Here is a 22,257-nt window from a genome sequence, read left to right as displayed (position 1 = left end):
GATAAAAATAAAGGACAACCTAAATCGATGTACACCGTTTAAGCTGTCCTTACTACTCTTAATTAAGAGAATTATTTTATTTTTTAACTTTTTCTTTTGAATAAATTATATTCCCAAATCCACCATCAATCCGATCAAATTGTTCATTAACTTTTTTAGCAATATATGCTCTTTGTGCCATGAAATCAAAAGGTATATCATCAGAATTTCCTTCTCTAATCTCTGCACATAATTGAATAATATTATTTATTAATTCCTTTGGTGCATCCCCTGTTCCATGAGAAAGAAGTATTCTATCAAACTTGCCTTCTGTTTTTAATAGTAAGTCTCTCATTGATTTTTCATAACTAGATAATCCTAATGAATTTTTATCAAATAGAAAAGTTGCTTGATTTGCTGCATCTCCTGTCATTAATATTCTCTCTTCTTTAAAAAGAATTGCCATTTGACCTGGGGTATGTCCTGCAGCATTATAAACTTCTAGTGTTACTCCACTAAGATTAAAGCTAGTCCCGTCTGTTAACTGCTTAAATCCCTTTGAAGTTTTTACTTTTACGTAGTCACTATCTTTTATTTTATTAAAATCTTTAAATTGAGACTTCACATAATCTTTACGTAAATCCAAATTATTATGCTCCTTATAGACTTCATCATCAACATGATTCATGTATACATCCTCAAAACTTGCTGCCCCAGAGGCATGATCTACATGCACATGTGTTAAAATTACTGTGATAGGATTACTAGTAAGCTTTTTTACGTACTCGCTTAAATCTCCAACACCTGTACCTGTATCTATTAGCACAGATTTATTATTTCCTTCAACTAAATACATCAACTCACCTGTGAGACCAAAAATTCTTGTTATCCTTTCGGAAACTTTTTCAGTTCTAAAGAACTCCAACTGTTCCATTGTCCTGCACTCCCATTTCAACATTGTTTTTTTCTTATATATTAGGAATGCTGTACTTATGCTTAGCATTCCTATTTTCAAATTCTATTTAAATTTTTGCCCTGCATTTACTTAATTCTTCTGCTAAAGAATCGATTTGATCTTGTTTTAAAATAGATAAAGGCCCAAAAATAGGATTAGCTGTTAGTGGCTTATTAAATGATAAATCAAGTAGTTCTGGGATTTCCCTAAAACTATCAAGTTGTGCACCTATATACTTTCTAAGTATGGCTATCCCTTCTTCACATGCTAGCACATCCTTTAAGGAACTATTTATATTTAAATAAGGGTAGTAATCACAAGATGGTTTACAGATAACTTCAAACTTACCTGCCTCTACTTTCATTACTACATTATTATCTTTTTCTTCTATTATTAGAGATCTTTCTCCATTTATTATCACATCTCCAAGTTTAACATCTGGAAGAACTATCTCTGCCACGCAATTAAATGGTATTTCAAAATTGTATTTTATTTTATTCTCGTCCACAAACTGCCAACCACTTTTGTAAGTTCCTGAAACAGATTTATACGTAATAGAAGCATTATTCATATATCTGAATGGTTGAGGCTTAATAAGAGCTTTCTTAAATCCTGGTTCATCAATAACTGGATTTAATCCACATATGTCTCTTGCTATCCACTCTACTACAGAACCATAAGCATAGTGATTCATACTGTTCATTCCGGTACTGCTCACTGATCCATCTTCATTAACTGAATTCCATCGTTCCCAAATTGTAGTTGCCCCCATATTGACACTGTAAAGCCAACTTGGAAAATCTTCATTGAATAATAACTTATAAGCAAAGTCGTTTGCACCTACATTAGAAAGAACTCTACAGATGTATGGTGTTCCTACAAATCCTGTGTCTAAATGTGTTCCTTTATTAACTAATTTCATCTTTAAAGCTTCTGCAACACGTGTACGATGTGTTTCTGGAAGCAAGTCCATAAATAATGCCAAAACATGAGCAGTTTGAGTATCTACAGAAATTTTTCCGTTTGGAGTCACATATTCTTTGCAAAACGCTTCTTTTATTTCTTGCTGAAGTTTTCTATAATAAGCTGTATCCTCTTTCTTCTCAAGAGCTTCGGCAGCATCTCCAATCAATCTCACAGAATAATAATAATATGCAGTTGCAACATAATATTGATCAGTACCTCCATTAAAAATATCTGTTTTATCAGGATTATCTAAAGCTAACCAGTCCGCAATATGATTTCCTGTTTGCCATAAACGTTTCCCCCCATCTGCTTCATCTTGTCTTATTATATAACCAACCCAGTCCTTCATGATTTCATAATGCTTTTCAAGCATTTCTTTATCCCCAAAGAATAGATAAGTTGTCCATGGAACAATTGTTGCTACATCACTCCAAGCACTTGATCCATGGCCTGTTCCAACTTCTCTTTGATTTCTAACACGAGGAATAATCACAGGTACTGACCCATCAATCAATTTTTGTTCTTCTCTGAGATCCCTCATATATTTATTATAAAATGCTGCTGTATTAGTAAAAAAGCTTGCTGTACCTGAAAAAAACTGAGCATCTCCAGTCCATCCCATACGTTCATCTCTTTGTGGACAGTCTGTTGGAACATCTACAAAATTACTTTTTTGTCCCCATTTTGCATTTAAAATCAAACGATTTACTCTTTCATCAGAAGTTTTTATATCTCCCAGTTCATCCATATGTGAATAAATCGCATATGCAGTAAAATCATCTGGGTTTACATTCACACCCTCCACCTTTATATAACGAAAACCGTAATAAGTGAAATGAGGTCTTACATGAGCTGATTTACCGTTTGAAATATACTTATATTCTGCTTTTGCACTTCTTAAATTATCTCTATAAAAACAGCCATTTTGAAGAAGTTCTCCATACTGAATTATTACTCTTTCATCTTGAGGAATATTGACATCAAATTCCACCCAGCCTGCCATATTCTGTCCAAAATCCAGAACTATTTCTCCTTTTGAAGTGATGAGTTTTTTAGGTCTAAAAGTTTCATGTTTTACTATTGGAGGACTTAACCGCTCTGACATAGGTCCAACTTTCAATTCAACTGTTTTTACACCTAACCAACTATCATCATCACAATTATCTTTTGACCAGTCTGCTATTTCTAAGTTTGCATTATAATACTCTCCGTCATAAATGCTGCTTTCAATAACCGGTCCTTTGTGAGCTTTCCAGGTTTCATCTGATGCTATAACAACTTTAGTTCCATCTACTTTGGTTATTACTAGTTCACATATTAACGTCATTCGATCACCATAAGTATTTTCGAATCCGCCTAGTCCAAAACGTCCAGAGAACCACCCTTTACCAATCATTGCACCAATGGCATTCTTCCCAGATTTTAAGTACTTCGTTACATCAAAAGACTGGTACTGCATCCAACAGTCATATACAGAATACCCAGGTAATAGATATTCATCTGATATTTTTTCTCCATTAATCTCAATTTCATAAATACCTGCAGCAGAAGCATAGACCCTGGCTGACTTAATTTCTCCATCAATCAAAAAAGACTTTCTTATATATGGATGAATACCATTATCTAAATCTGGGGTAATCCATATACCTTTCCATGGATCATTCAATTTTCCTGTTTCAAATGTAGCTACCTCGCTTTCAGCAGCTTCCCCATTATCTCCTATAACTTTTACTTTCCAATAATAGCAACTATACGGATCCATTTTAATATTGGGTCTAAAGGAACGGCTGTCTGCGTCTTTACAATTACCACTGTCAAACACTATATTTTCTGGTTGAAACTTATCACTTTTACTGATTATTATTTGTGCACTTTCCTGCTTCTTTGCCTTCGTATCCTCCACAATCCATGAAAGATTTAGATCATTTATATCATAACCAATTGGATTTTCAAAATGATTAGCTCTTAATCTAACAATTTTCATAATCAAACTTCCTTTTCTATACTAAAATATATGCTTTACTGTTCGTTAAAAAACAATGACCGTACCTCTTTTCCCACTTACAAAAGTACGGTCATATTTAGATCTATAAAGTAGATTTAGTTTTCAGCATCTCTTTTGTGTAAATCCTCTACGATTTCATTATATTTCTTCGAGTCTAAATCATAAAATAACATAAAGATTATTGCTATAACTGCAAATACTGCTCCACCTATATTATATAAAAATGATATTCCATTTAATGTTGCTGGTGATTGTGCTGCGTTTGGCATATATCCAACTGCAACCAAAGCAGCTCCAGCTATATATCCTGCAATACCTGAAGAAGCTTTTTGAGTAAATACAAAAGTAGAAGTTATTATGCCCTCTGTACGTTTTCCAAATTTCCAGTGAGCATAGTCAACTGTATCCGGAAGTATACCCCATACTAATGGTACAAATAATCCTGATCCAATACCAAATACCGCTGTTAAAACAAGTATTGCTGTCAAATTATTATATCCAACAAAGTATTGAATTACGTTTGAAATAACAACTATAGACATACCTAGAATTAAAGCATTCTTCTTTCCAATCTTGCCAACTATAACTGGAACAAGAAGAATTGTGGCGATTAAAGGCAACATAGAAAGTAAGCCGACTGTTGGTATTAAATCTGGTCTTCTAACAGCATATATTAAATAGTACATTTGAACATTGTTTCTAATTGTAAAGCCTGACATAAAGAACACGAAAGCTCCTACTAGTAATAATAGGTATTTGTTTTGAAATATAATCGGCAAAGCATCTTTCAATTTTATTTCTTCTACCTTTTTTACAACAACTCTTTCTCTTACTTTAGAAATCCAAAACAAGTAAAGTGCTGCAGCAATTACTGCAAAAATTGACATTGTAAGAATGAAGCCTTTAGCCATACTTTTTCCACCTAACATCTGAACAAATGGCATCATTCCTACTGCTACAATCATCATTCCAGTCATACCTAAAAACTGTGCATAGTTATTAAGTTTAACTCTTTCCATTGGTTCCTGTGTAATTGCTGGTAATATTGCTTGACCTGGCAATGTTGCAACTGTTGTTGCTATCATAAATCCTATATAGGTTACGTAAGCATATACTACTTTTCCTGAATCACTAAAGCCTGGTACAACAAAGCAAGCTACGCCTAGTATACAAAACGGTATAAAGCCAAACATTACAAAAGGTCTGAATTTTCCCCACTTAGTCTTAGTGTGATCCATTAAATAACCTATAGTAAAATCACAAACTGCATCCACTAATCTTGCTACCAAAAATAAAGTTCCTGCCACCATAGCATTTATTTTAAATACATCTGTATAGAAGAACATTAAATACATATTAATTGACTGTATCATTATATTTCCAGCAAATCCGCCTCCACCAAATGCCAACTTCTCAACAAAGGATATTTTACTGGTTTCATTAACTGCGATATTCTTATCTAAACCTTCCATTGTAATACCTCCATTACATACTCAAAGTTTACTATTCTTGAAATAAAAATTAATTTATGATACTTTACCTGAAAAGCTTTTCATGTAAACATTTTAACATTATATGATTATTATTTTAATGACGTATTTAAACATGTTGTACAACCAAAATCAAGCTTATATTTATTTAAGTATATTTTTTTATTTGGTTTGTTTTTTAATTGCTTTTATGCTAAATTATTATGTATTAAGTAGCTGAATCAAAAATTAATATATAACTAGGGTGATGTTATGAATTCTTCTGAACTTGATTCTTTTTTACGAGAATATACTTTTTATGAGAGATTTTTATTAAGCAAAATAAATCCTAAAGATATTAACTCATTACAAAACTTTATAAAAAATAATTATTTTGATGAGAAAATTATGAAGAAATTCGCTCTTTTTGACAGTTCATCTATTGAAAATGCTTTAATTAATTCTCAAAAGCCTTTTGATAATAGAACTATTTTTAATTTAACAGATGATATTACATTTGTATGTCATCCTCGTTTTGCTGAAACTCCAGAGCATCATCACAATTATATTGAAATGATTTATGTGTATTCCGGTGAGTTTCATCAAACTGTAAACGGCAATAAAATTGAAATGAAAAAAGGTGAATTTTGCTTATTAGATACAAATGTTGTACATTCAATTGCACAAACATCTGAAAACGATATTATTATAAACTGTGTTATGAGCAAAAAATATCTTGATGATATTTTAATAAATCGCCTATCTGGTAATGACTTAATTTCAAGCTTTTTTATTCATGCAATTTATCAAAGTAATAATTATAATGATTATATCCTTTTTAGATCTGAGGAATCTGAAATACTTGCAAAACTGATGGAATATGTCCTTTGCGAGTACTTTGATAGTTCTCTTTGTTCAAGCGAAGTTATTAACAGTTATATGGTAATAATTTTTTCAGAACTTCTTAGAGTATTTGAAAACCAATCAAATTCTGAAAATTATGGTTTACTAAAAAACACTAAAATAACAGATATAATTCTCTATATACAAAATAATTGTAAAGATGCAACTTTAGCTTCTGTTGCAGAACAATTTCACTTCCATCCAACCTATTTAGGTTCAATAATAAAAAAATTTCAAGGAAATAATTTTATATCTATATTACAAGATGCAAAGTTAAAAAAAGCTTGTTTTCTCTTAAAAAACTCTGATCTTTCAATATTAGATATTTCAAAAAGCATAGGATATGAAAACACTAACTTTTTTTATAAAATATTTAAAAAGAATTATGAATGCACTCCTTCTGAATACAGAAAAAAACATAAGCTTAATTAACTTATGTTTAAATAAAATATGACTGTACTTTTCTTTTTAACAGAGAAGCACAGTCATATTTTTATTATAGGCGCTGTTAAAGCGCTGTGTTGAAATTAATTGGTTAATCATCCGACGCTTTAATGAGCTTACGCAAAGAATTAATTTAAACAATTTTCTTAAACATAGCCTTATTATAAAGTAAATTTACTTATCAACTATTTTATTAGATAATTGTATAATGCTCCAATTAAGTTTGAATCATTGTAGAATTTGCAAGTAGTTACTTCTGGTTTTATCCCTATATTGGGATTTAACTTATTGAAATGTTTTTCAATATTCGTTTTTATATATTTAATTAATACCTCTTGCTTGCTTATTCCTCCACCAATTGATATCCTTTCTGGATCATAAATATATTGCAAATTAAAAAGTTGCAAAACTAATCTATAGCAATAATCATCTAATATATTAAGGACATCTTTATCTCCAGCATTTGCATACTCAAAAACTTTAACTCCATCTACTTCTTCTATAGGTAAGTTTTTAATTTTTGCCACTGGAATACATAGCCCAGACACACCCGCTTGTCCAGCCCACATATGAGAATACTCGCTTTGAAAAGCTGCATTATTAGTAAAAATAAAACTAAACTCCCCTGCAATGAAATTTTTCCCTTTATGAAGCTTTTTATCCTTGATAATTCCTCCACCAACTCCTGTGCCTAATATGACAACTATTCCATCCTCACAATCTTTAAGACTTCCAAGCCAAGCTTCTGCTAAAGCTGCACATTTACCATCATTCTCTACTGTAATAGGTACTGGGCATCGTTTTTGAAGTAATGCTACGATTTCCTTATTTGTATTATATTCTAAACTTCCACCAGTATATAAATATCCACGATCACTATCTATACGCCCAGGCATACTCATAGCTATACCTTTAACTCTGTGCTTATATATATCATAGATTTCTCCAACTGAATTTATAAAATTCTCTATTTTATCCACTGGAGTAGGTACCTTCCCTTTTTCAAAAAACTCTGCTTTTTCATTCATAACTGCATATTTTATAGATGATCCACCAACATCTAAAACTAAAAATTCCATAAATGACACTCCTTATTTTTACATATCAAGTTTTATCCGTCCTTAACTCTACGATCTTCCTCTAATTATTGCACAGCCTTAGATTAACTCTACCATTACAAGAAGATATCTCTATATAAATAGAATTTTCATCTTCTTTTTCAACTTCAAATTCCCGTACAAAATTCTTATATTTTTTATCTAAAATTAACAAACATGAGCTTAAATTTCTAGGTATTTCAATATGCCATAAAATTTCATCATTATCTTTCATCCAATTGCTTACTATATCTCCTTTTATAGATTTATATTTACAATGAACAAAATCAATATCCTCTTCAAAATATGGTTTGATAAATATCTTATTTGCTCCATATGAATCTTCAGCAATGTTTATTCCAGCCAATCCTTCATAAAACCACTGTATATATGAACTATACATTGCATGGTTGTCTGATCCAGGCTCCCCATAAACAAAATACTCGCTTAAAGTACTTTGCTCTCTCTTAATCATACTATAAAAAGTATTTTCTCCTTCTTTGCTGATCCATTTATAAACAACATCTTGGTAACTATATTTATTTAGAACTTCATAGGTCATAAACATTCCAAAAATACCACAAGTTATATAATAGTTGTTATTCTTTATTTTATCTGCAAATTTCTCCGCAAGCTTTTGAGGCTCCTCATCTAAATTAAAATACAAAGCAAATGCGTAGCTAGTTTGGCTCTTATCTGCATAAGTACCATCTTCATTCTTATATAAACTAATTATTGATCTTTTTACTTCTTCAGCTTTAGTTCTATATTCTTCGTAATCATCTTCATTTCCAATTATTTTTGCAAATTCAGATAGCAAATATATATGGTAATAATAGAAACAGCTTGCTGTAAATCCAGCAGCAGGAGCCACCTTTCTATTATCAACCTCAACTGCATCAGTACTTCCCCAATCACCTAAGCAGCATTTTGATAAATACTCAAGACCAAGACTAATTAAATAGTCCACTTGATTTTTTACATACTTATATTCACTTTCTATAATTTTTGTATTGCCATAGTATTGATACATTTTTTTGATTATATAAGAATATACTAATTGCCATCCCAGTGGTCCTGCTCCATCTCCTGTTCCATTACTTTTTATCCCCATGTATGGTGCTGTTTCTGTAACCCCGCCATTTTCTCTTATGTCATATCTAAAATCTTTTATTACTTTTTCATATAAGTTTTCTGTATCAAACATAAACATTTGCGAAGCTGATAGACATACTACATCGCCACCATATCCGAATCTCTCTCTTGCACAATCTTCAAAAAGTGAATGTATATTATTTAACTTTGTATTCCTAGCCACCTCATATAATCTATTCAATAATTCATTTGAACATTTAAATGAACCTGCTTCCTCCAATTTTGTATGAACATATATAGCCTTAATATCAGTAATATTCTCTAATGATATTCCTTTAACTTCAACATACCTAAAAGAATGATAGGTAAATTTATTAACATAATGTGTTTTCCCATCATTTAAAATACATAAATCTCTCTGATCTGCTATTTCAGGTGCTCCAGGTCCACCTGGTACTTGAAAATTGCCAAAAAATCTTCCAACAAATCCTGCTAAAGTTGAAATTACATTTACTGTGCCATCTGAATTTAAGTTTTCTCCATATATCAATTGCACTTCTTGTCCAGCTTCTCCAATAAAATTAATATCAATAAATCCTTGCACTGTTTCACCAAAATCTATTAATACATTTTGATTTTTATTTATGCTCATATTCTTCGCTTGAACAATCTTAGCCTTTTCACTTTTCTCAATAAAGCTAGCCATTAATTTTCCACCTGGAGATGTAGTTAATACAGCATTTTCCCATTTAACATCTAAAGAGTTAAACCCCTTCCATGTTTCATTAGCAAGTCTAGCGTCAAATCTTTCACCTAAATATATATTATTAAAAAGATACGGACCTTTAGATACTTCCCAAGATTCATCTGTTGAAATATTAATCTTTTCATCAGCTTGTGTATTTATCTTTAAATCTGCAACTAACTTAGGTTCCCCTATATCTAACACATCTCTAAGATTGTATTTTCCGAATAATTTTAATGGTGCTGGGTTATACCATCCATTTCCTAATTCAACTGAAATTATGTTGTCACCTTTATTTAAAAACTTACTAACCTCATAAACATCATAGTAAATACCTTTCGAATACTTTGTCCAATCAGTATTTAATTCAGACTCCCCAACTTTTGCTCCATTTAAATACACATTATAATACCCTAATCCCACTATATATAAAAAAGCTTCCTTTATTTCATCACTAACATTAAATTTTCTTCTTATTAAACAGTTTCTGTTGTCTTTATAATAGTCAATCTCATTTTCTAATTTTTCTCCATTTGATATCCATTTACCAATAAAGTCGCCAAAAAGGGCTGTCCTAAATTTTGTACTTCCAGTACAATTATCAGATTCACCCCATAACCTTATTGTCACTGTATATTCTGTTTCTGGCTCTAACTGTAAATCCTTTAGAGAAATTATATTATCAGCAGAATTTACTTTTTTACTTTTGCAAATATTAATATCTTCTTTTTCTATATTAATTTCATAGCTCCTTTGTCTTTTATCTGCTATCCAGCTTATTATTAATGAGTTGGAATCTACCTTTATAGATAAATCCTGATTATTGATTCTAATATTACTTATATTCATACTTATAATTCTCCTTTTATTATCTTTATAACAATAATAAGTTCCTATCTTATTTGAATAAAACACCTATAAGATAGGAACTTATTTTATAAATTATACTGTTTCTAATTCTGCTTTTCTTTCTTCCTCTACTGCCATATTATCAGCAATCTTAAAGAAAGGATACCAACATACAAATCTAAATAAAACTGCTACAGCTTGGAATGCAGCAATTCTCCAGCTTCCTTGTATAAATCCTGAAAGAATTACTGGTGTACCTGCTGGTGTACTTACGCCAGCTACTGGTGGAAGAATTCCAGAAACAGTTAAATAATAAGCTACTGCCATTACAATACCATCCAATAATACATAAGGTATTGCGAATACAAGATTCATTACTAAAGGAGTACCATAAGCTAGTGGTTCACCAATTGTAAATAGTGCCGGAACAAAAGCAACCTTACCTAAAGTTTTATATCTTGCACTTTTAGCCATAAATGCTAACATAAATGCTAGTTGTATTAAGTTTCCTGCGCAATAAGTAAAGAAGAAAGCCATACCAGTAATATTAGGTAAGTGTTGTCCTGATGAAAAAGCAGCAAGTTGTTGAGCATCCATTGCAGCCCATATTGGTGCTACTACACCTAAAGTAACAGCATGTCCATGAAGTCCAAGGAACCATAAAAATTGAGCTAATACAGCAACTATAATAACAGATCCAACTCCTGAACCTAAAGAAGTTAAAGGTGCTTGCAAGAATTGATAAATTAATACATGTATACTTCCGTAACTTGTCATACTAAATGCTGCTGATATAATTGAAAATATTGTTAATATTATAATACCTGGAATTAAGCTTGAAAATGATTTAGCAACAAATTCTGGAACACTGTCAGGTACTTTTATAACAATGCCACCTTTGATAATAGCTACGTATAACCTAGTACTTACAAATGCAACAATCATTCCAGTGAATATTCCCATAGCACCTAACCATTGATTAGAAATAGTAAACGCTTGGCCAAGAGGCCCCATATCTCCTAGAGTATAAGGTGTAAGAATAAAGAATGATACCATTGATATTAATCCAGCTGGAAATGCATCCACTTGAAAACTTGTAGCTAGTGCATAAGCCACCGCAAATGCAACAAGTACTGCCATAAAGTTATTTGTAAAATTGATAGGTACATCAAAATATTTCCCTAATCCATTACTAACAATAAAACTTTGGTATGCCGGTATTGGAAATATCTTAAGTAAAGTTGCAAAGGCACTCATTATTGTAGCTGGTAATATTAACATCATACCTTTCATTACTGCTTGCAAATATTTATTTTGCCCAATTGCACTTGTTAAAGGTTGTATTCTTTCTTGAACCTTGTCTAAATTAATAGCCATTTAAATTCCCCCTATTTTTTTATATATTATTAATATTTTTAATAATAATATCTCTAATAATTATTCCATTCGGAAACCTTTTCATTGTTTTTATACGATTACACAATTTGCACGGGAATATAATTCCCATATTTAAAATGTGTTTTACCTAGAGTTTGTATTTCTATAAACATCAATAAACTCTTGCGCAATAATTTTAAATGCATCAGCACTCATCAATTGATCTTCAGCATGCATTAACATCAAGGTTGGTACAACTGCTTTTCCATTTGCCTCCTGCTGAATCAGTTCAGAGTGTGCATGATGCCCCTCTATAAAAACCTTTGCACCTTCTTCTATAAGAGAATCAGCTTTTTCAAAATTACCTTTTTTAGCTTCTCTAATCGCTTCAATATAATTACTTCTCGCTTCTCCTACTGCAGATATTATTTTGAAACTTATTAATTCTATTCCGTCCATTTATATATCCCCTAACACTTGTTTTGCTCTATTTATAACTTTTCCACCATCCATCATTCCGTATACCATCATATCGATAACTTCTACTGGAATCGGCTTTACCTTTTCTTTAACTTCACTTAATAAGTACTTCACTTGTGGCCCTAAAAAAACAATATCTGCACCTTTAGTTACATTTGAAGCCTCTACTGCCGCATATGCATTTATTTCGCATTCATAATTTATCTTTTCAGCCGCTTGCCTCATTTTAGTTACTAGAGCACTTGTAGACATTCCTGCATTACATAATAGTACTATTTTTCTCATTACTACTACCTCTTTCTATAATTGAATTATTTCCTTTGCTTTATGTACTTATAATAAGATATATTGAATCATATTTTAACTTAATAAAATGCCACATATCTGTGGCATTTTATTAATCAACTTTTATACTTTTCAAAACTTTTTTTACATCCATAATTCCATAATCGCTTTCATTAATTAAAATTGTAGGAATATTGTAATTACCACTCATCTTTGAAACATCTTTTAAAGCATATTTGACTTGAGGGGCAAGTAAAACAACATCTGTCTTATCTATATATTTTGATAATTCGAATAGTCCTATTGATGCTACTGTATAGTCTAAATTCTGTTCCTTTATCTCTTTTCGTAGTGCTCTCACAAATATGCTCGATGACATTCCTTGAGAGCAACAAAGTATTATTCTCATTTAAATTCTCCTTAGACTAATTTAAATAAACTCTTAATGTCTATTATTTAAATATGCTATCAATTGTATTTTCTTTTTCCTGAATAGCCATTTCCTTGATAATGCGCTTAAATGTATTTAGAGTTGGATTTTTCTCTAATTCAGTCATAGCTTTTTTATTGAAAACTAAAGCAGCTATGCTCTCATTGAATAAGCTTAGAGATTCCGTACTATCTTTTTGTGTACTTATTAAAAATATAAACTTAATCTGCTGTTTGTCCCATTTTATCGCTTTCTCAAGCATAGCTATTGCCACAAAAGTTGAATCTGTTATAGGTTTAATTGGATGTGGCAATACAATGTTATTTCCAAATTCAGTAGATGCCATCTCTTCTCTTTGAATAACTAACTTATAAAAATCTGGTGGAATATCAACTATCTTTTGAATTGCATCACACATATTTTTAAGTACTTTTTCTTTTGTAGACCCTTTCAAATCCTTAAAAAATAATTCATCCTTAAAGTATTTATTTATAAAAGAATAGTCATTTTCTGCTTCTGTAAATATATTTTTTACTAAATCAATATCTTCTTCAGTTAAAAAATATTGTACGTTAATGACAGGTATTTGAGTGTTAAAATCAATAGGAACAGTAGATATAATATAATCGTATTTGCTTTGATCTATGTCTAACAACTCATACAGCTTTGCTACTCTTATATCATTAATATAATTTTTAAACTTTTGTTTTAATTTATATAACAATATTTGTGAACTTCCCGCTCCACTAGCACATACAACGAGTATATTTTTACTCCTTATTTCTTCATGAAGTCTTTCAAGCGCCAAAGCAAAGTGTAATGCAATATATCCAATCTCATTAACATTAACGTCATAATTTTTTATTTCTTTTATAATACTTCCAACATAAAGGGATATCTCAAAAGCCAAAGAATTTTCATTCTTTATTTTATCAATTAAAGGATTTTCAATAAAAAGCCCATACTTTAAACGATTCATCATAGGTTGAAAATGTAATGCTAAACAAGTAAATAACTCGAAGTTTTGTGAAAAATCCAACTTAAAATTTTGTTTTATATGCTTAAATATATAATTCAATAAATCCTGAGTTTCTTGGCTAATTAATAAGGTATCATTATTATATTGCATTGACTTTTTGCCTAATAAATGGATGGTTATATAATATATTTCTTTTTTAGGAAGCTTAACTTTAAATTGATTTTCTAATTTATCTATTATCATGCCTGCTATTTTAAATTCTTTTTCATCTTCTAGATTTATATATATAGGTTCTATGATTTCATTTTCTATTAATTTATCTATTCTCATTAATAAAATCATTATGTGTATTACAAGATTTCTAAATCCTATATCTGTTAATGTAAAATTATTTTCTGTAATCGTATCATATAATAATTTTTTGATGATTTCTTTACGTTCATTTTTTTCTGTGCTCAATACAACTGAATCATATAAATCCGTATGAAAATAATATTTTGAAATACATGATCTTTTATTAAATTCTTCGCCAATAAGTTTCATTCCGTAATTAGGCTTATTCTCTATATCTAAATGATAATACTCAAGTCTTTCTCTAACTTCTTTCAGATCATTTGTTAATGTTGAGCGACTAACAAAAAGTTTCTCTTCTAGTTCCTCTATCTTTATATACTTATCTGTACTTAGTAATAATTTTATTAAATAATTAATCCTCTCTTCGGGGTAGACTGGAATTAAATGTTGATCTTGTGTTTCTTTTTTTATAAGATCTTGTATAAATCTGAAGTATAAATCTTGATGAAAAATTTCAAAATAATATCCAACGCCTGGTTTTGATATCAATTTAACCCCATTTTCTAAGAAAGTTAGCTTGTAATTTTTCAAATCATTTCTTAATGTTCGTGGTGCTATTTCTAAATGCTCACATAGCTCTTCACTTTTCATTGGGACTCTACTATTTGAAAGCAACTTAAATAATTTCAAAAACCTTTTATCGTTTAAATACATACACTCACCTGCCTATACGTGTATTATATATTATAAGTTTTCTTACTTCATCGTTAGTTACATGTAAAGTTTGGCCACATTATTGTGGCAAAATTTTATTAGCTTATTACATTTTAATACGATATAAAAACTTTTTTAATGACTTATTTAAACATCTTATATAACCAAAACCAAGCTATATTTTATACTGTACTTTTAGCTAATATTATTTCTGTTGAAGATCAGTTTATTTAAAATCCAAAAAAGGTAAAATAATAATATAAGATTTGATTTAAACACAACAAATGATTTTGATGATTTACCTATTTAATGAGGCTATCAATCCAAATAATCAAATTAATAAAGGAGTCTTTTATTAGAAAAAAAAGATCTCTTTCAACGCTGTGTAAAATATGATAATAAATATAAAAAGTTGCCTTTAACAGTAAAAACTATTAAAGACAACTCTTTTTTATTACCCTACTACTTTTATTATTCTGCTACTTGTTCATTTTTATTTTTTCTTATAAAGAATATACCTAAGCCAATTAGCCCTATTCCTATTACAAGTAATACTCCAGTACCTATTATTGCTCCTGTTTTTGGAATGGTGCTTATAGTTTGATTACTTGAACCACTTGTACTAGTAGATGTATTGTTTGTGTTAGTATTTGTATTGTTATTATTGTTGTTTCCTGAGTTTGGCGCTGTGTTTTGCAGAGCTTTAATCTTATCTTCCGCAGAGGTTAATGCTGATAAATTAGTTACTAGCTTCTTTTGGTCATCGCTTAGAACATCATATGCTTTTCTTGCATCAGTAACCTTTTGTGCATCTGCAACAGTTAAGCTTGTTGGTATAGCATTGATTTTTCCTATTACTGCATCTGAAGCTGCTTTATCTGACTGAAGCTTTGCTATTGTATTTTCTGCTGAAGTCAGCTTAGCTAAGTTTGTTACTAGCATTTTTGTATCATCACCTAGTGCATTGTATGCACTTCTTGCATCACTAACCTTTTGTGTGTCTTCTAAAGTTAAAGTAGCTGGTAGTGCATCAATCTTTGCTACTACACCGTTTGCTTCAGCCTGACCTGGCTTAGTAATATCACTAGCACTTGAAACTGAAAGTTCTAAAGTAGTATCATATTTCATTACAGATGCTACCACATCTATCTTATCGCCAACCTTGAAGTCCTTTAATTCTGGCATCTTATATATTACAATACTTCCAGTGCTGTCTTCTATTGTTGATGATGCTGAAGTATTTATATCTTTTAAAGTAACCCCTTTTAATCTTACTAGCTGGGACTGTACAGAGTCATTTGCCTGACTTATTGTTAGAACCTTAGGAGTAACAGTATTGTTGCTGCTTACAACTGTAACACTTGGTAAATCCTTTGGAGTTATTTCAATAAGCCCATGATAGTTTGATAAATCCCCTGTTACAGTTATCTTATCTCCCCTCTTTAGATCAGCCTTTGGTATATTGTTTAGGCATATAGCAGCATTATCGTCCTGCATAAATACGTTGCTTCCTACAACATTAGTAACTACGCCTGTTAAAACAGCACTTCCAGAGGCCTTTGCCCTTGCATCACTTATGCTCATTGCTACTGGTTCTGATATATCCTTATCGGAGATTATATAGTCACTATTATGAGTTATATTAAACTGCGCATATCCGTTACTTACACTTAATCCGCTTGCTATGTTTTCTAACTTCTTAGTTGTTTCATTATAATAATATACGTACATATTTTTCTTTGCATTAGTTGGATCTAAAAGCCATTGCATATCTAATTTAATTTTTACAGTTGCTTTTCCTGGAAGTTGTCCATTGTTTGCAAAGGATACAACTGTAGCTCCTGCATTTCCAACCTTTGCAGCAATTGCAGATTTGTTTGATGAGGATGAATTATTTACGCTTGCTATATTGACATTCATATCTATATTCTTTGTGACACTCGTAATATCCTTACCATTAAATGACCATTGAAGACCATCTTGTACAAAATTAACAGTTTTATCTTTTCCCTTTATAGAGTCAAATATAGTCTTATCAACTGTTTTGCTTCCGCTTACATCTACTGTAATATTGGAACCTTCACCAGCCTTATTTAATGTATCTACAACTTTGCTTGCATCACTATTAACAACTTGTGAAGCTTTTGCATTTGTCTTTTCTATTGTGTATTTATCGGTTATCTCCATGTTATCAGTTCTATAAGTAGTTATTATAATACTGTTTATATTTACAGCTACATTTGAGAAAGTTGGGACATGGAACTGTTGCTTAACTGCCTCATAATAATTGCTGCTATTTGGTTCCTTAAATTCATAGTACTTACTTCCAGAAGCAGAGTTGGCAGTTATATAAAGAACTCCTGTAGGATCAGTGACCTTCTCATCTTGATAAGTAGCTCCAGAAGGATTGTTTGCTGTCTTCTTATCATCCTTATTCTGTACTTTAGCTTCATTATTTACCATCTGATAAGTTCTTGTATAACAGTGATCATGTCCATATAAAACCACATCTATTCCTAGCTCAGTATAAACCTGAGGCATAGTATTTCTTCTTGCTATTATATCTGCATCAGTCTCATGATTTGCAGAGCTATATATGGAATGGTGCAGAGCCACTACCTTCCAAGTAGCACTTGGATTTTTAGCTATAGCTTCCTCCATAAAAGCCTTATGATCAGCGGTATTAGTATCATTGCTATTTAACACCATAAATAATGTGTTTCCATAGTTGAAATAGTAGTCTGCCCCAGTGTCAGGCTTAGTATCAACTATTCCATAAGTAGAAGATTCATTTGGCACATTAAAATGAGTATTGTGTCCTTTTCCAGAAGTCTCATGATTACCTGCAAATGCTACTATAGGTAAGTTTCTAAATTGTTCTGGAGCAAAGTATGCTGAGTACTCAGGCTCATTATTTCCGCCAGTAACCTCCTTGCCGTTATTCACTTGATCCCCTAAAGAAAGTAAAAAGCTTGAATTTTTAAAAGCTGAGGTTGCTTTGTTTAAGGTATCTATCCATCCGCTCTTGTCCTTGTTTATATCTCCACTTGCTCCTATTTGTGGATCTCCAGCAAGTAAGAAGTTATAATCTGTTGGATTTTGAGTTGTAAAGTTGTAGGTATCACTCCAAGTTACCCCGTTTCCTACTCTATAAACATACTCAGTTCCAAGAGATAATCCTTTTACATTTGCCTTATTAGATATAGCATTATTATTTCCTTGAGCCTTTTTACCTACAAAGGTCTTAGCTTTAGCTACTGGGAAAACTCCATTTGTGTAATCAGACTTCTTAGCAACCTGTACTTCAGTATCTCTTGAATTTACATCTGAATACCAAGTAAAGTTAATCTCAGTTGTAGCAGTACCTGGTGCAAAAGTTATATCACTAACACTTGGTGTTGGCTCATCTTTAATATCACTCTTTGCTATTGTATATCTATCAGTCTTTTCCATATTATCAGTTCTATAGGTTGTGATTGTAATGCTGTTATCATTTATTTCAACATTAGAGAAGGTAGGTACATGAAGTTGTTGCTTTACCGCTTCATAATAGCTTTGAGTATTTGCTTGCTTCATCTCATAGTACTTACTTCCAGATGCTGAGTTTGCTGTGATGTAAGCAACACCAGTTGGTTTAATAACTGTCTCATCCTGATAGATTGTACCCGATGGATTTGTTATTGAAACCTTCTTATCATTTACTTGGTTTGTAGGTTGATTGCCTACCATTTGATAAGTTCTTGTATAACAATGATCGTGCCCATCTAAAACTACATCTATTCCTAAACTAGTGAAAACCTGCGGCAATGAGTTTCTTCTAGAAATTATATCATCATCTGTTGCATGATCCGCTGAGCTGTATATTGAGTGATGTAAAGAAGCTACCTTCCAAGTTGCGTTTGGATTCTTAGCTATTGCCTCTCTCATAAAAGCTTCGTGATCTGCAGAGTTAACATCATTACTATTGATCATCATAAATAAAGTGTTTCCATAAGTAAAATAGTAATCTCCACCTGAGGTTGGAGCACTTGAAACTGTTCCGTATGTTGATTCATTTGGCATATTAAAGTGTGTATTATGTCCAGCTCCATAGGTTTCATGATTTCCAGCTATAGCCGCTATTGGTAAGCTCTTTAACTGTTCTGGCGCAAAATAAGCTAAATATTCTGTTTCGTTACTTATCCCTTTTACTTCACCGCCATTATTAACCTGATCCCCCACAGATAATAAAAAGCTTGAGTTAGGAAAGGCTGTTGCAGCCTTGTTTACTGTAGATACCCAACCAGTTTTGTCGTTGTCAATATTTCCACTTGCCCCTATTTGTGGATCACCGGCTAATATGAAATTATATGAGCTTGAATTCTGTGATGTATATTGGTAAGCTTGGCTCCAATTTGTGCCATCACCAACACGATAAACATATTCTGTAGACTTTACTATTCCAGTTGCCACTACCTTATTAGAAGTAAGCCCATCGTTTCCATCATTTTTAGTTCCTTTGAAGGTTTGTGCCTTATCAGCTGGGAATGTTTGTCCATAATAATCAGATTTCTTTACAATTTGAACCTCGGCATCACCTGAATTCTTCATTGAATACCATGTTAAGTTTAATTCTGATGCATCTCTTCCTGGTGAAAGTGTTATTTCTCTAATATTGTCAGTAGTACCACTAGTAGCACTTGTAGTTGAATTGTTTGTATTATTGTCTGCAGCAAATACCGTACTTACATTACTCATAACTGTCGTAAACACCATAACTGTAGCTAAAATTGAGGATACTAATTTTCTTCGCACTAAATAAATACCTCCTTAAAATATTTTTACCACCATTTGGAAGTATAGTCCTTCTATGTTAACTTTTTATTTAGCATAAGTTAACTGCCAATTAACTTTTGTAAATTTCTTGTTATTTTGTATCTTTATTGAAAATCTTAACATTCCTTTAACCTTATCTTCACAATAGTGCTTTTTTCAGCTTTCTATATACTTTATATTTAAATTTAGGACTACATTTAACACTATAGTTTAAATTAGAGGAGGTACCATAGTGTTTAAAAACTTAAAAACCAGCAAGGTTATAATCTGGTCCATATTCTTTCTGTTATTTGCTTCATTTCTTTACATGTTTAATAATAATCATCCATTAGGTTATAGTAAGCAAAATGATAAATCTTATGTAAAATATGAGAAAGCCCAAGTTTTAACCATAAAAAGTCAATCAGTAAAGCCTTTTGAAGATGGTTCTAGTATATTTCTCGGAAGCCAAGAGATTAGTGTAAAGATACTATCTGGAGAACATAAAGGAGAGGTTAAAGATATAACTAACTACCTTAGCGACACTCATAGTGTATATGTTAAAAAAGGCATGAAAATCATCACAGAAATTGATACTGCTGGTTCAAAGTATCAAGTTATTGTTTATAACTACTATAGAGCTCCTATACAATATTCGTTTGTTATAATATTTTTCGCTTTATTATGTGCTATTGGAGGACGAAAAGGAATGAAGTCAGTTATCGGACTAGCCTTCACCTTTGTTTCTATAATATTTTTATTTATTCCAATGCTTTATAGAGGTTACTCTCCAGTGCTTTCAGCGGTGCTAATTATATTGATAATAACCTGTATAACCTTACTTTTACTTAATGGATATAGTGCTAAGACCTTATCAGCTATATTCGGTACAATTCTTGGTGTAACCATCGCTGCTATAATTGCTTTAATTGTAGGAAAACTAGCTCATTTAACTGGCTATAGCACACAAGATGTGGAAACCCTTAATATGATATCTGCAAAATTTAATCTCAAGGTTGAAGGACTTCTACTGGCTGCAATCTTAATATCCTCTTTAGGTGCAGTAATGGATTTAAGTATATCTATAGCTTCTTCTGTACAAGAAGTATATTTATCAAATAAGAAGATTAGTAAAAAAGAGTTGTTTACTTCAGGCATGAATGTAGGCCGTGATATGATGGGTACTATGGCAAATACACTAATTCTAGCCTTTGCCGGTGCTTCCCTAAACATGATTATCATAATTTACTTTTATAATGTAAGCTACAATCAGCTTATAAATATGGACATGGTTAATGTAGAAATAATCCAAGGTCTCACAGGAAGCTTAGCTGTAATACTAACTGTTCCAATAATCTCTTTCATAGCTTCAAGATTGATACCAACTTTTGCACAGGGTAAATCCAAAAGCAAAAGCTTTATATATAAGTTCTAATAAGTTTTATTCATAAAAGTATCGCAGTAAATTATGAAAATAGTTATAATAGTGTATTTTTGCAATAGCCACACTACTATTATTATAGTTCTGTACTTATAGTACATTTTTTCTTTATACAATTATTTATTAAATAAATGTTGTTAAATATTGATACATGTAGGTGGACAACCATATAATTAACTATATATTTTAAAGCCACTTTTCTAAAACTAGTACAGTATTAAAAATACTTTTCGGACAAAACTCTATCTCTTTGTGATTAATTTTGAGTAACATTAGTTTCCTTACTGGCTTATTAATTTTTCAAAATCATATTTGTTGATTTATGTTCTTGTTAATTTTTTCAGAATTATATTGATCACTTTATAATCTTTTTAATGGTTTCAAAGGTTCATTAAACATTTATAGTTTTATAAGTGGTTTTATTAATTTTCATTAATATCAAGATATTCTTCTAATTATAATAAATTATAATCCAACAAACAGCTAAATTCCCGATATACTTCTCATGGATTATTCATAGTTACATTGAATTATAATTTCTTTAAAAAAGCGAACTTGTAATTCTTATTTCATCAGTTTTTATAAATCTATTTCCTTCAAATAATCTATCATATATCAATTCCATATAATCGATCGCCTTATCCAAGTTTATGATTATGAAAAAACTAAGGTATCTTTGCAGATATTTTGAGGCTACTCCATGGAAGATTGATAGCCACTTTTTCAAATTTGGCCAAATATATTTTATTCTATATTCTTTGTCTACCTTAATGGATTTATTTTTATTATGTCTCATAGCTATTGCATTTATATTGCTGTCTCCGTATGCAGAAATGTATGAGCTTTTTTCTATTTTAGTATAAACTTTCTCATTGAAAGCAACTTTATCCCATTGATACTTAAATATTGGTTTTATAAACATAGTGTCTTCTTGCCCTCTTGCACCAATAACCCAA

13 protein-coding genes and 1 pseudogene are annotated in these 22,257 nt (G+C 31.1%); 2 read left to right on the top strand and 12 right to left on the bottom strand.

What is annotated here, in order from left to right; translation table 11 throughout:
• Positions 1 to 76: 76 nt before the first annotated feature.
• The 3 genes from OCU55_RS16445 to OCU55_RS16435 all read right to left on the bottom strand — a co-directional run bounded on the left by OCU55_RS16445 (position 77) and on the right by OCU55_RS16435 (position 5,377).
• The gene (locus OCU55_RS16445; RefSeq protein ID WP_261853380.1) at positions 77 to 913 is read right to left on the bottom strand and encodes an MBL fold metallo-hydrolase; all 837 of its coding nucleotides are present in this window, start codon (positions 911 to 913) and stop codon (positions 77 to 79) included.
• An 88-nt stretch (positions 914 to 1,001) separates the two neighbouring features.
• Positions 1,002 to 3,884 (bottom strand): alpha-L-rhamnosidase, encoded by a 2,883-nt coding sequence (locus OCU55_RS16440; RefSeq protein ID WP_261853379.1) that lies wholly within the window; start codon positions 3,882 to 3,884, stop codon positions 1,002 to 1,004.
• Positions 3,885 to 4,000: 116 nt separating this feature from the next.
• Complete coding sequence (locus OCU55_RS16435) at positions 4,001 to 5,377, bottom strand: MFS transporter (RefSeq protein ID WP_261853378.1); 1,377 nt, start codon at positions 5,375 to 5,377, stop codon at positions 4,001 to 4,003.
• Between the two features lie 270 nt (positions 5,378 to 5,647).
• Here OCU55_RS16435 and OCU55_RS16430 point away from each other — a divergent pair, with 270 nt between their 5' ends.
• Positions 5,648 to 6,709, top strand: a complete 1,062-nt coding sequence (locus OCU55_RS16430; RefSeq protein ID WP_261853377.1) for an AraC family transcriptional regulator — start codon at positions 5,648 to 5,650, stop codon at positions 6,707 to 6,709.
• A 197-nt stretch (positions 6,710 to 6,906) separates the two neighbouring features.
• Here the strand turns inward: OCU55_RS16430 and OCU55_RS16425 are convergent, their stop codons facing one another.
• The 8 genes from OCU55_RS16425 to OCU55_RS16390 all read right to left on the bottom strand — a co-directional run bounded on the left by OCU55_RS16425 (position 6,907) and on the right by OCU55_RS16390 (position 19,860).
• Positions 6,907 to 7,800: an ROK family protein gene (locus OCU55_RS16425; protein ID WP_261853376.1), complete on the bottom strand. Its 894-nt coding sequence runs from the start codon at positions 7,798 to 7,800 to the stop codon at positions 6,907 to 6,909.
• Between the two features lie 61 nt (positions 7,801 to 7,861).
• Entirely contained in the window at positions 7,862 to 10,507 is a 2,646-nt protein-coding gene (locus tag OCU55_RS16420; RefSeq protein WP_261853375.1) for a family 78 glycoside hydrolase catalytic domain, read from the bottom strand.
• A gap of 93 nt (positions 10,508 to 10,600) precedes the next feature.
• Complete coding sequence (locus tag OCU55_RS16415; RefSeq protein ID WP_261853374.1) at positions 10,601 to 11,884, bottom strand: PTS sugar transporter subunit IIC; 1,284 nt, start codon at positions 11,882 to 11,884, stop codon at positions 10,601 to 10,603.
• A 144-nt stretch (positions 11,885 to 12,028) separates the two neighbouring features.
• Positions 12,029 to 12,343 (bottom strand): PTS sugar transporter subunit IIA, encoded by a 315-nt coding sequence (locus tag OCU55_RS16410; protein WP_183276077.1) that lies wholly within the window; start codon positions 12,341 to 12,343, stop codon positions 12,029 to 12,031.
• Positions 12,344 to 12,649 (bottom strand): PTS sugar transporter subunit IIB, encoded by a 306-nt coding sequence (locus OCU55_RS16405; protein WP_183276076.1) that lies wholly within the window; start codon positions 12,647 to 12,649, stop codon positions 12,344 to 12,346. It lies immediately after the preceding gene.
• Between the two features lie 112 nt (positions 12,650 to 12,761).
• Positions 12,762 to 13,058, bottom strand: coding sequence for a PTS sugar transporter subunit IIB (locus OCU55_RS16400; RefSeq protein ID WP_261853373.1), 297 nt, complete (start codon positions 13,056 to 13,058; stop codon positions 12,762 to 12,764).
• 43 nt (positions 13,059 to 13,101) lie between these two features.
• Positions 13,102 to 15,066, bottom strand: coding sequence for a BglG family transcription antiterminator (locus tag OCU55_RS16395; RefSeq protein WP_261853372.1), 1,965 nt, complete (start codon positions 15,064 to 15,066; stop codon positions 13,102 to 13,104).
• 471 nt (positions 15,067 to 15,537) lie between these two features.
• Complete coding sequence (locus OCU55_RS16390) at positions 15,538 to 19,860, bottom strand: metallophosphoesterase (protein ID WP_261853371.1); 4,323 nt, start codon at positions 19,858 to 19,860, stop codon at positions 15,538 to 15,540.
• A 253-nt stretch (positions 19,861 to 20,113) separates the two neighbouring features.
• Here OCU55_RS16390 and OCU55_RS16385 point away from each other — a divergent pair, with 253 nt between their 5' ends.
• Positions 20,114 to 21,295 (top strand): YibE/F family protein, encoded by a 1,182-nt coding sequence (locus OCU55_RS16385; protein WP_261853370.1) that lies wholly within the window; start codon positions 20,114 to 20,116, stop codon positions 21,293 to 21,295.
• 547 nt (positions 21,296 to 21,842) lie between these two features.
• On the opposite strand, the pseudogene OCU55_RS16380 reads toward OCU55_RS16385, so the two are convergent.
• Positions 21,843 to 22,257 (bottom strand): annotated as a pseudogene (locus OCU55_RS16380) (hypothetical protein); the annotation flags it as partial.

The sequence above is a fragment of the Clostridium folliculivorans genome, from assembly GCF_024341905.1.
GTDB classification, from domain to species: domain Bacteria; phylum Bacillota; class Clostridia; order Clostridiales; family Clostridiaceae; genus Clostridium_AR; species Clostridium_AR folliculivorans.
Note: the sequence above shows the minus strand (reverse complement) of the source record. Positions and strands in the feature narration are given on the sequence as shown.

Bases quoted from the DNA above. Each gene is read 5' to 3' on its own strand.
- OCU55_RS16445 (WP_261853380.1), bottom strand. From the start codon at position 913: ATGGAACAGTTGGAGTTCTTTAGAACTGAAAAAGTTTCCGAAAGGATA.
- OCU55_RS16440 (WP_261853379.1), bottom strand. From the start codon at position 3,884: ATGAAAATTGTTAGATTAAGAGCTAATCATTTTGAAAATCCAATTGGT.
- OCU55_RS16435 (WP_261853378.1), bottom strand. From the start codon at position 5,377: ATGGAAGGTTTAGATAAGAATATCGCAGTTAATGAAACCAGTAAAATA.
- OCU55_RS16430 (WP_261853377.1), top strand. From the start codon at position 5,648: ATGAATTCTTCTGAACTTGATTCTTTTTTACGAGAATATACTTTTTAT.
- OCU55_RS16425 (WP_261853376.1), bottom strand. From the start codon at position 7,800: ATGGAATTTTTAGTTTTAGATGTTGGTGGATCATCTATAAAATATGCA.
- OCU55_RS16420 (WP_261853375.1), bottom strand. From the start codon at position 10,507: ATGAATATAAGTAATATTAGAATCAATAATCAGGATTTATCTATAAAG.
- OCU55_RS16415 (WP_261853374.1), bottom strand. From the start codon at position 11,884: ATGGCTATTAATTTAGACAAGGTTCAAGAAAGAATACAACCTTTAACA.
- OCU55_RS16410 (WP_183276077.1), bottom strand. From the start codon at position 12,343: ATGGACGGAATAGAATTAATAAGTTTCAAAATAATATCTGCAGTAGGA.
- OCU55_RS16405 (WP_183276076.1), bottom strand. From the start codon at position 12,649: ATGAGAAAAATAGTACTATTATGTAATGCAGGAATGTCTACAAGTGCT.
- OCU55_RS16400 (WP_261853373.1), bottom strand. From the start codon at position 13,058: ATGAGAATAATACTTTGTTGCTCTCAAGGAATGTCATCGAGCATATTT.
- OCU55_RS16395 (WP_261853372.1), bottom strand. From the start codon at position 15,066: ATGTATTTAAACGATAAAAGGTTTTTGAAATTATTTAAGTTGCTTTCA.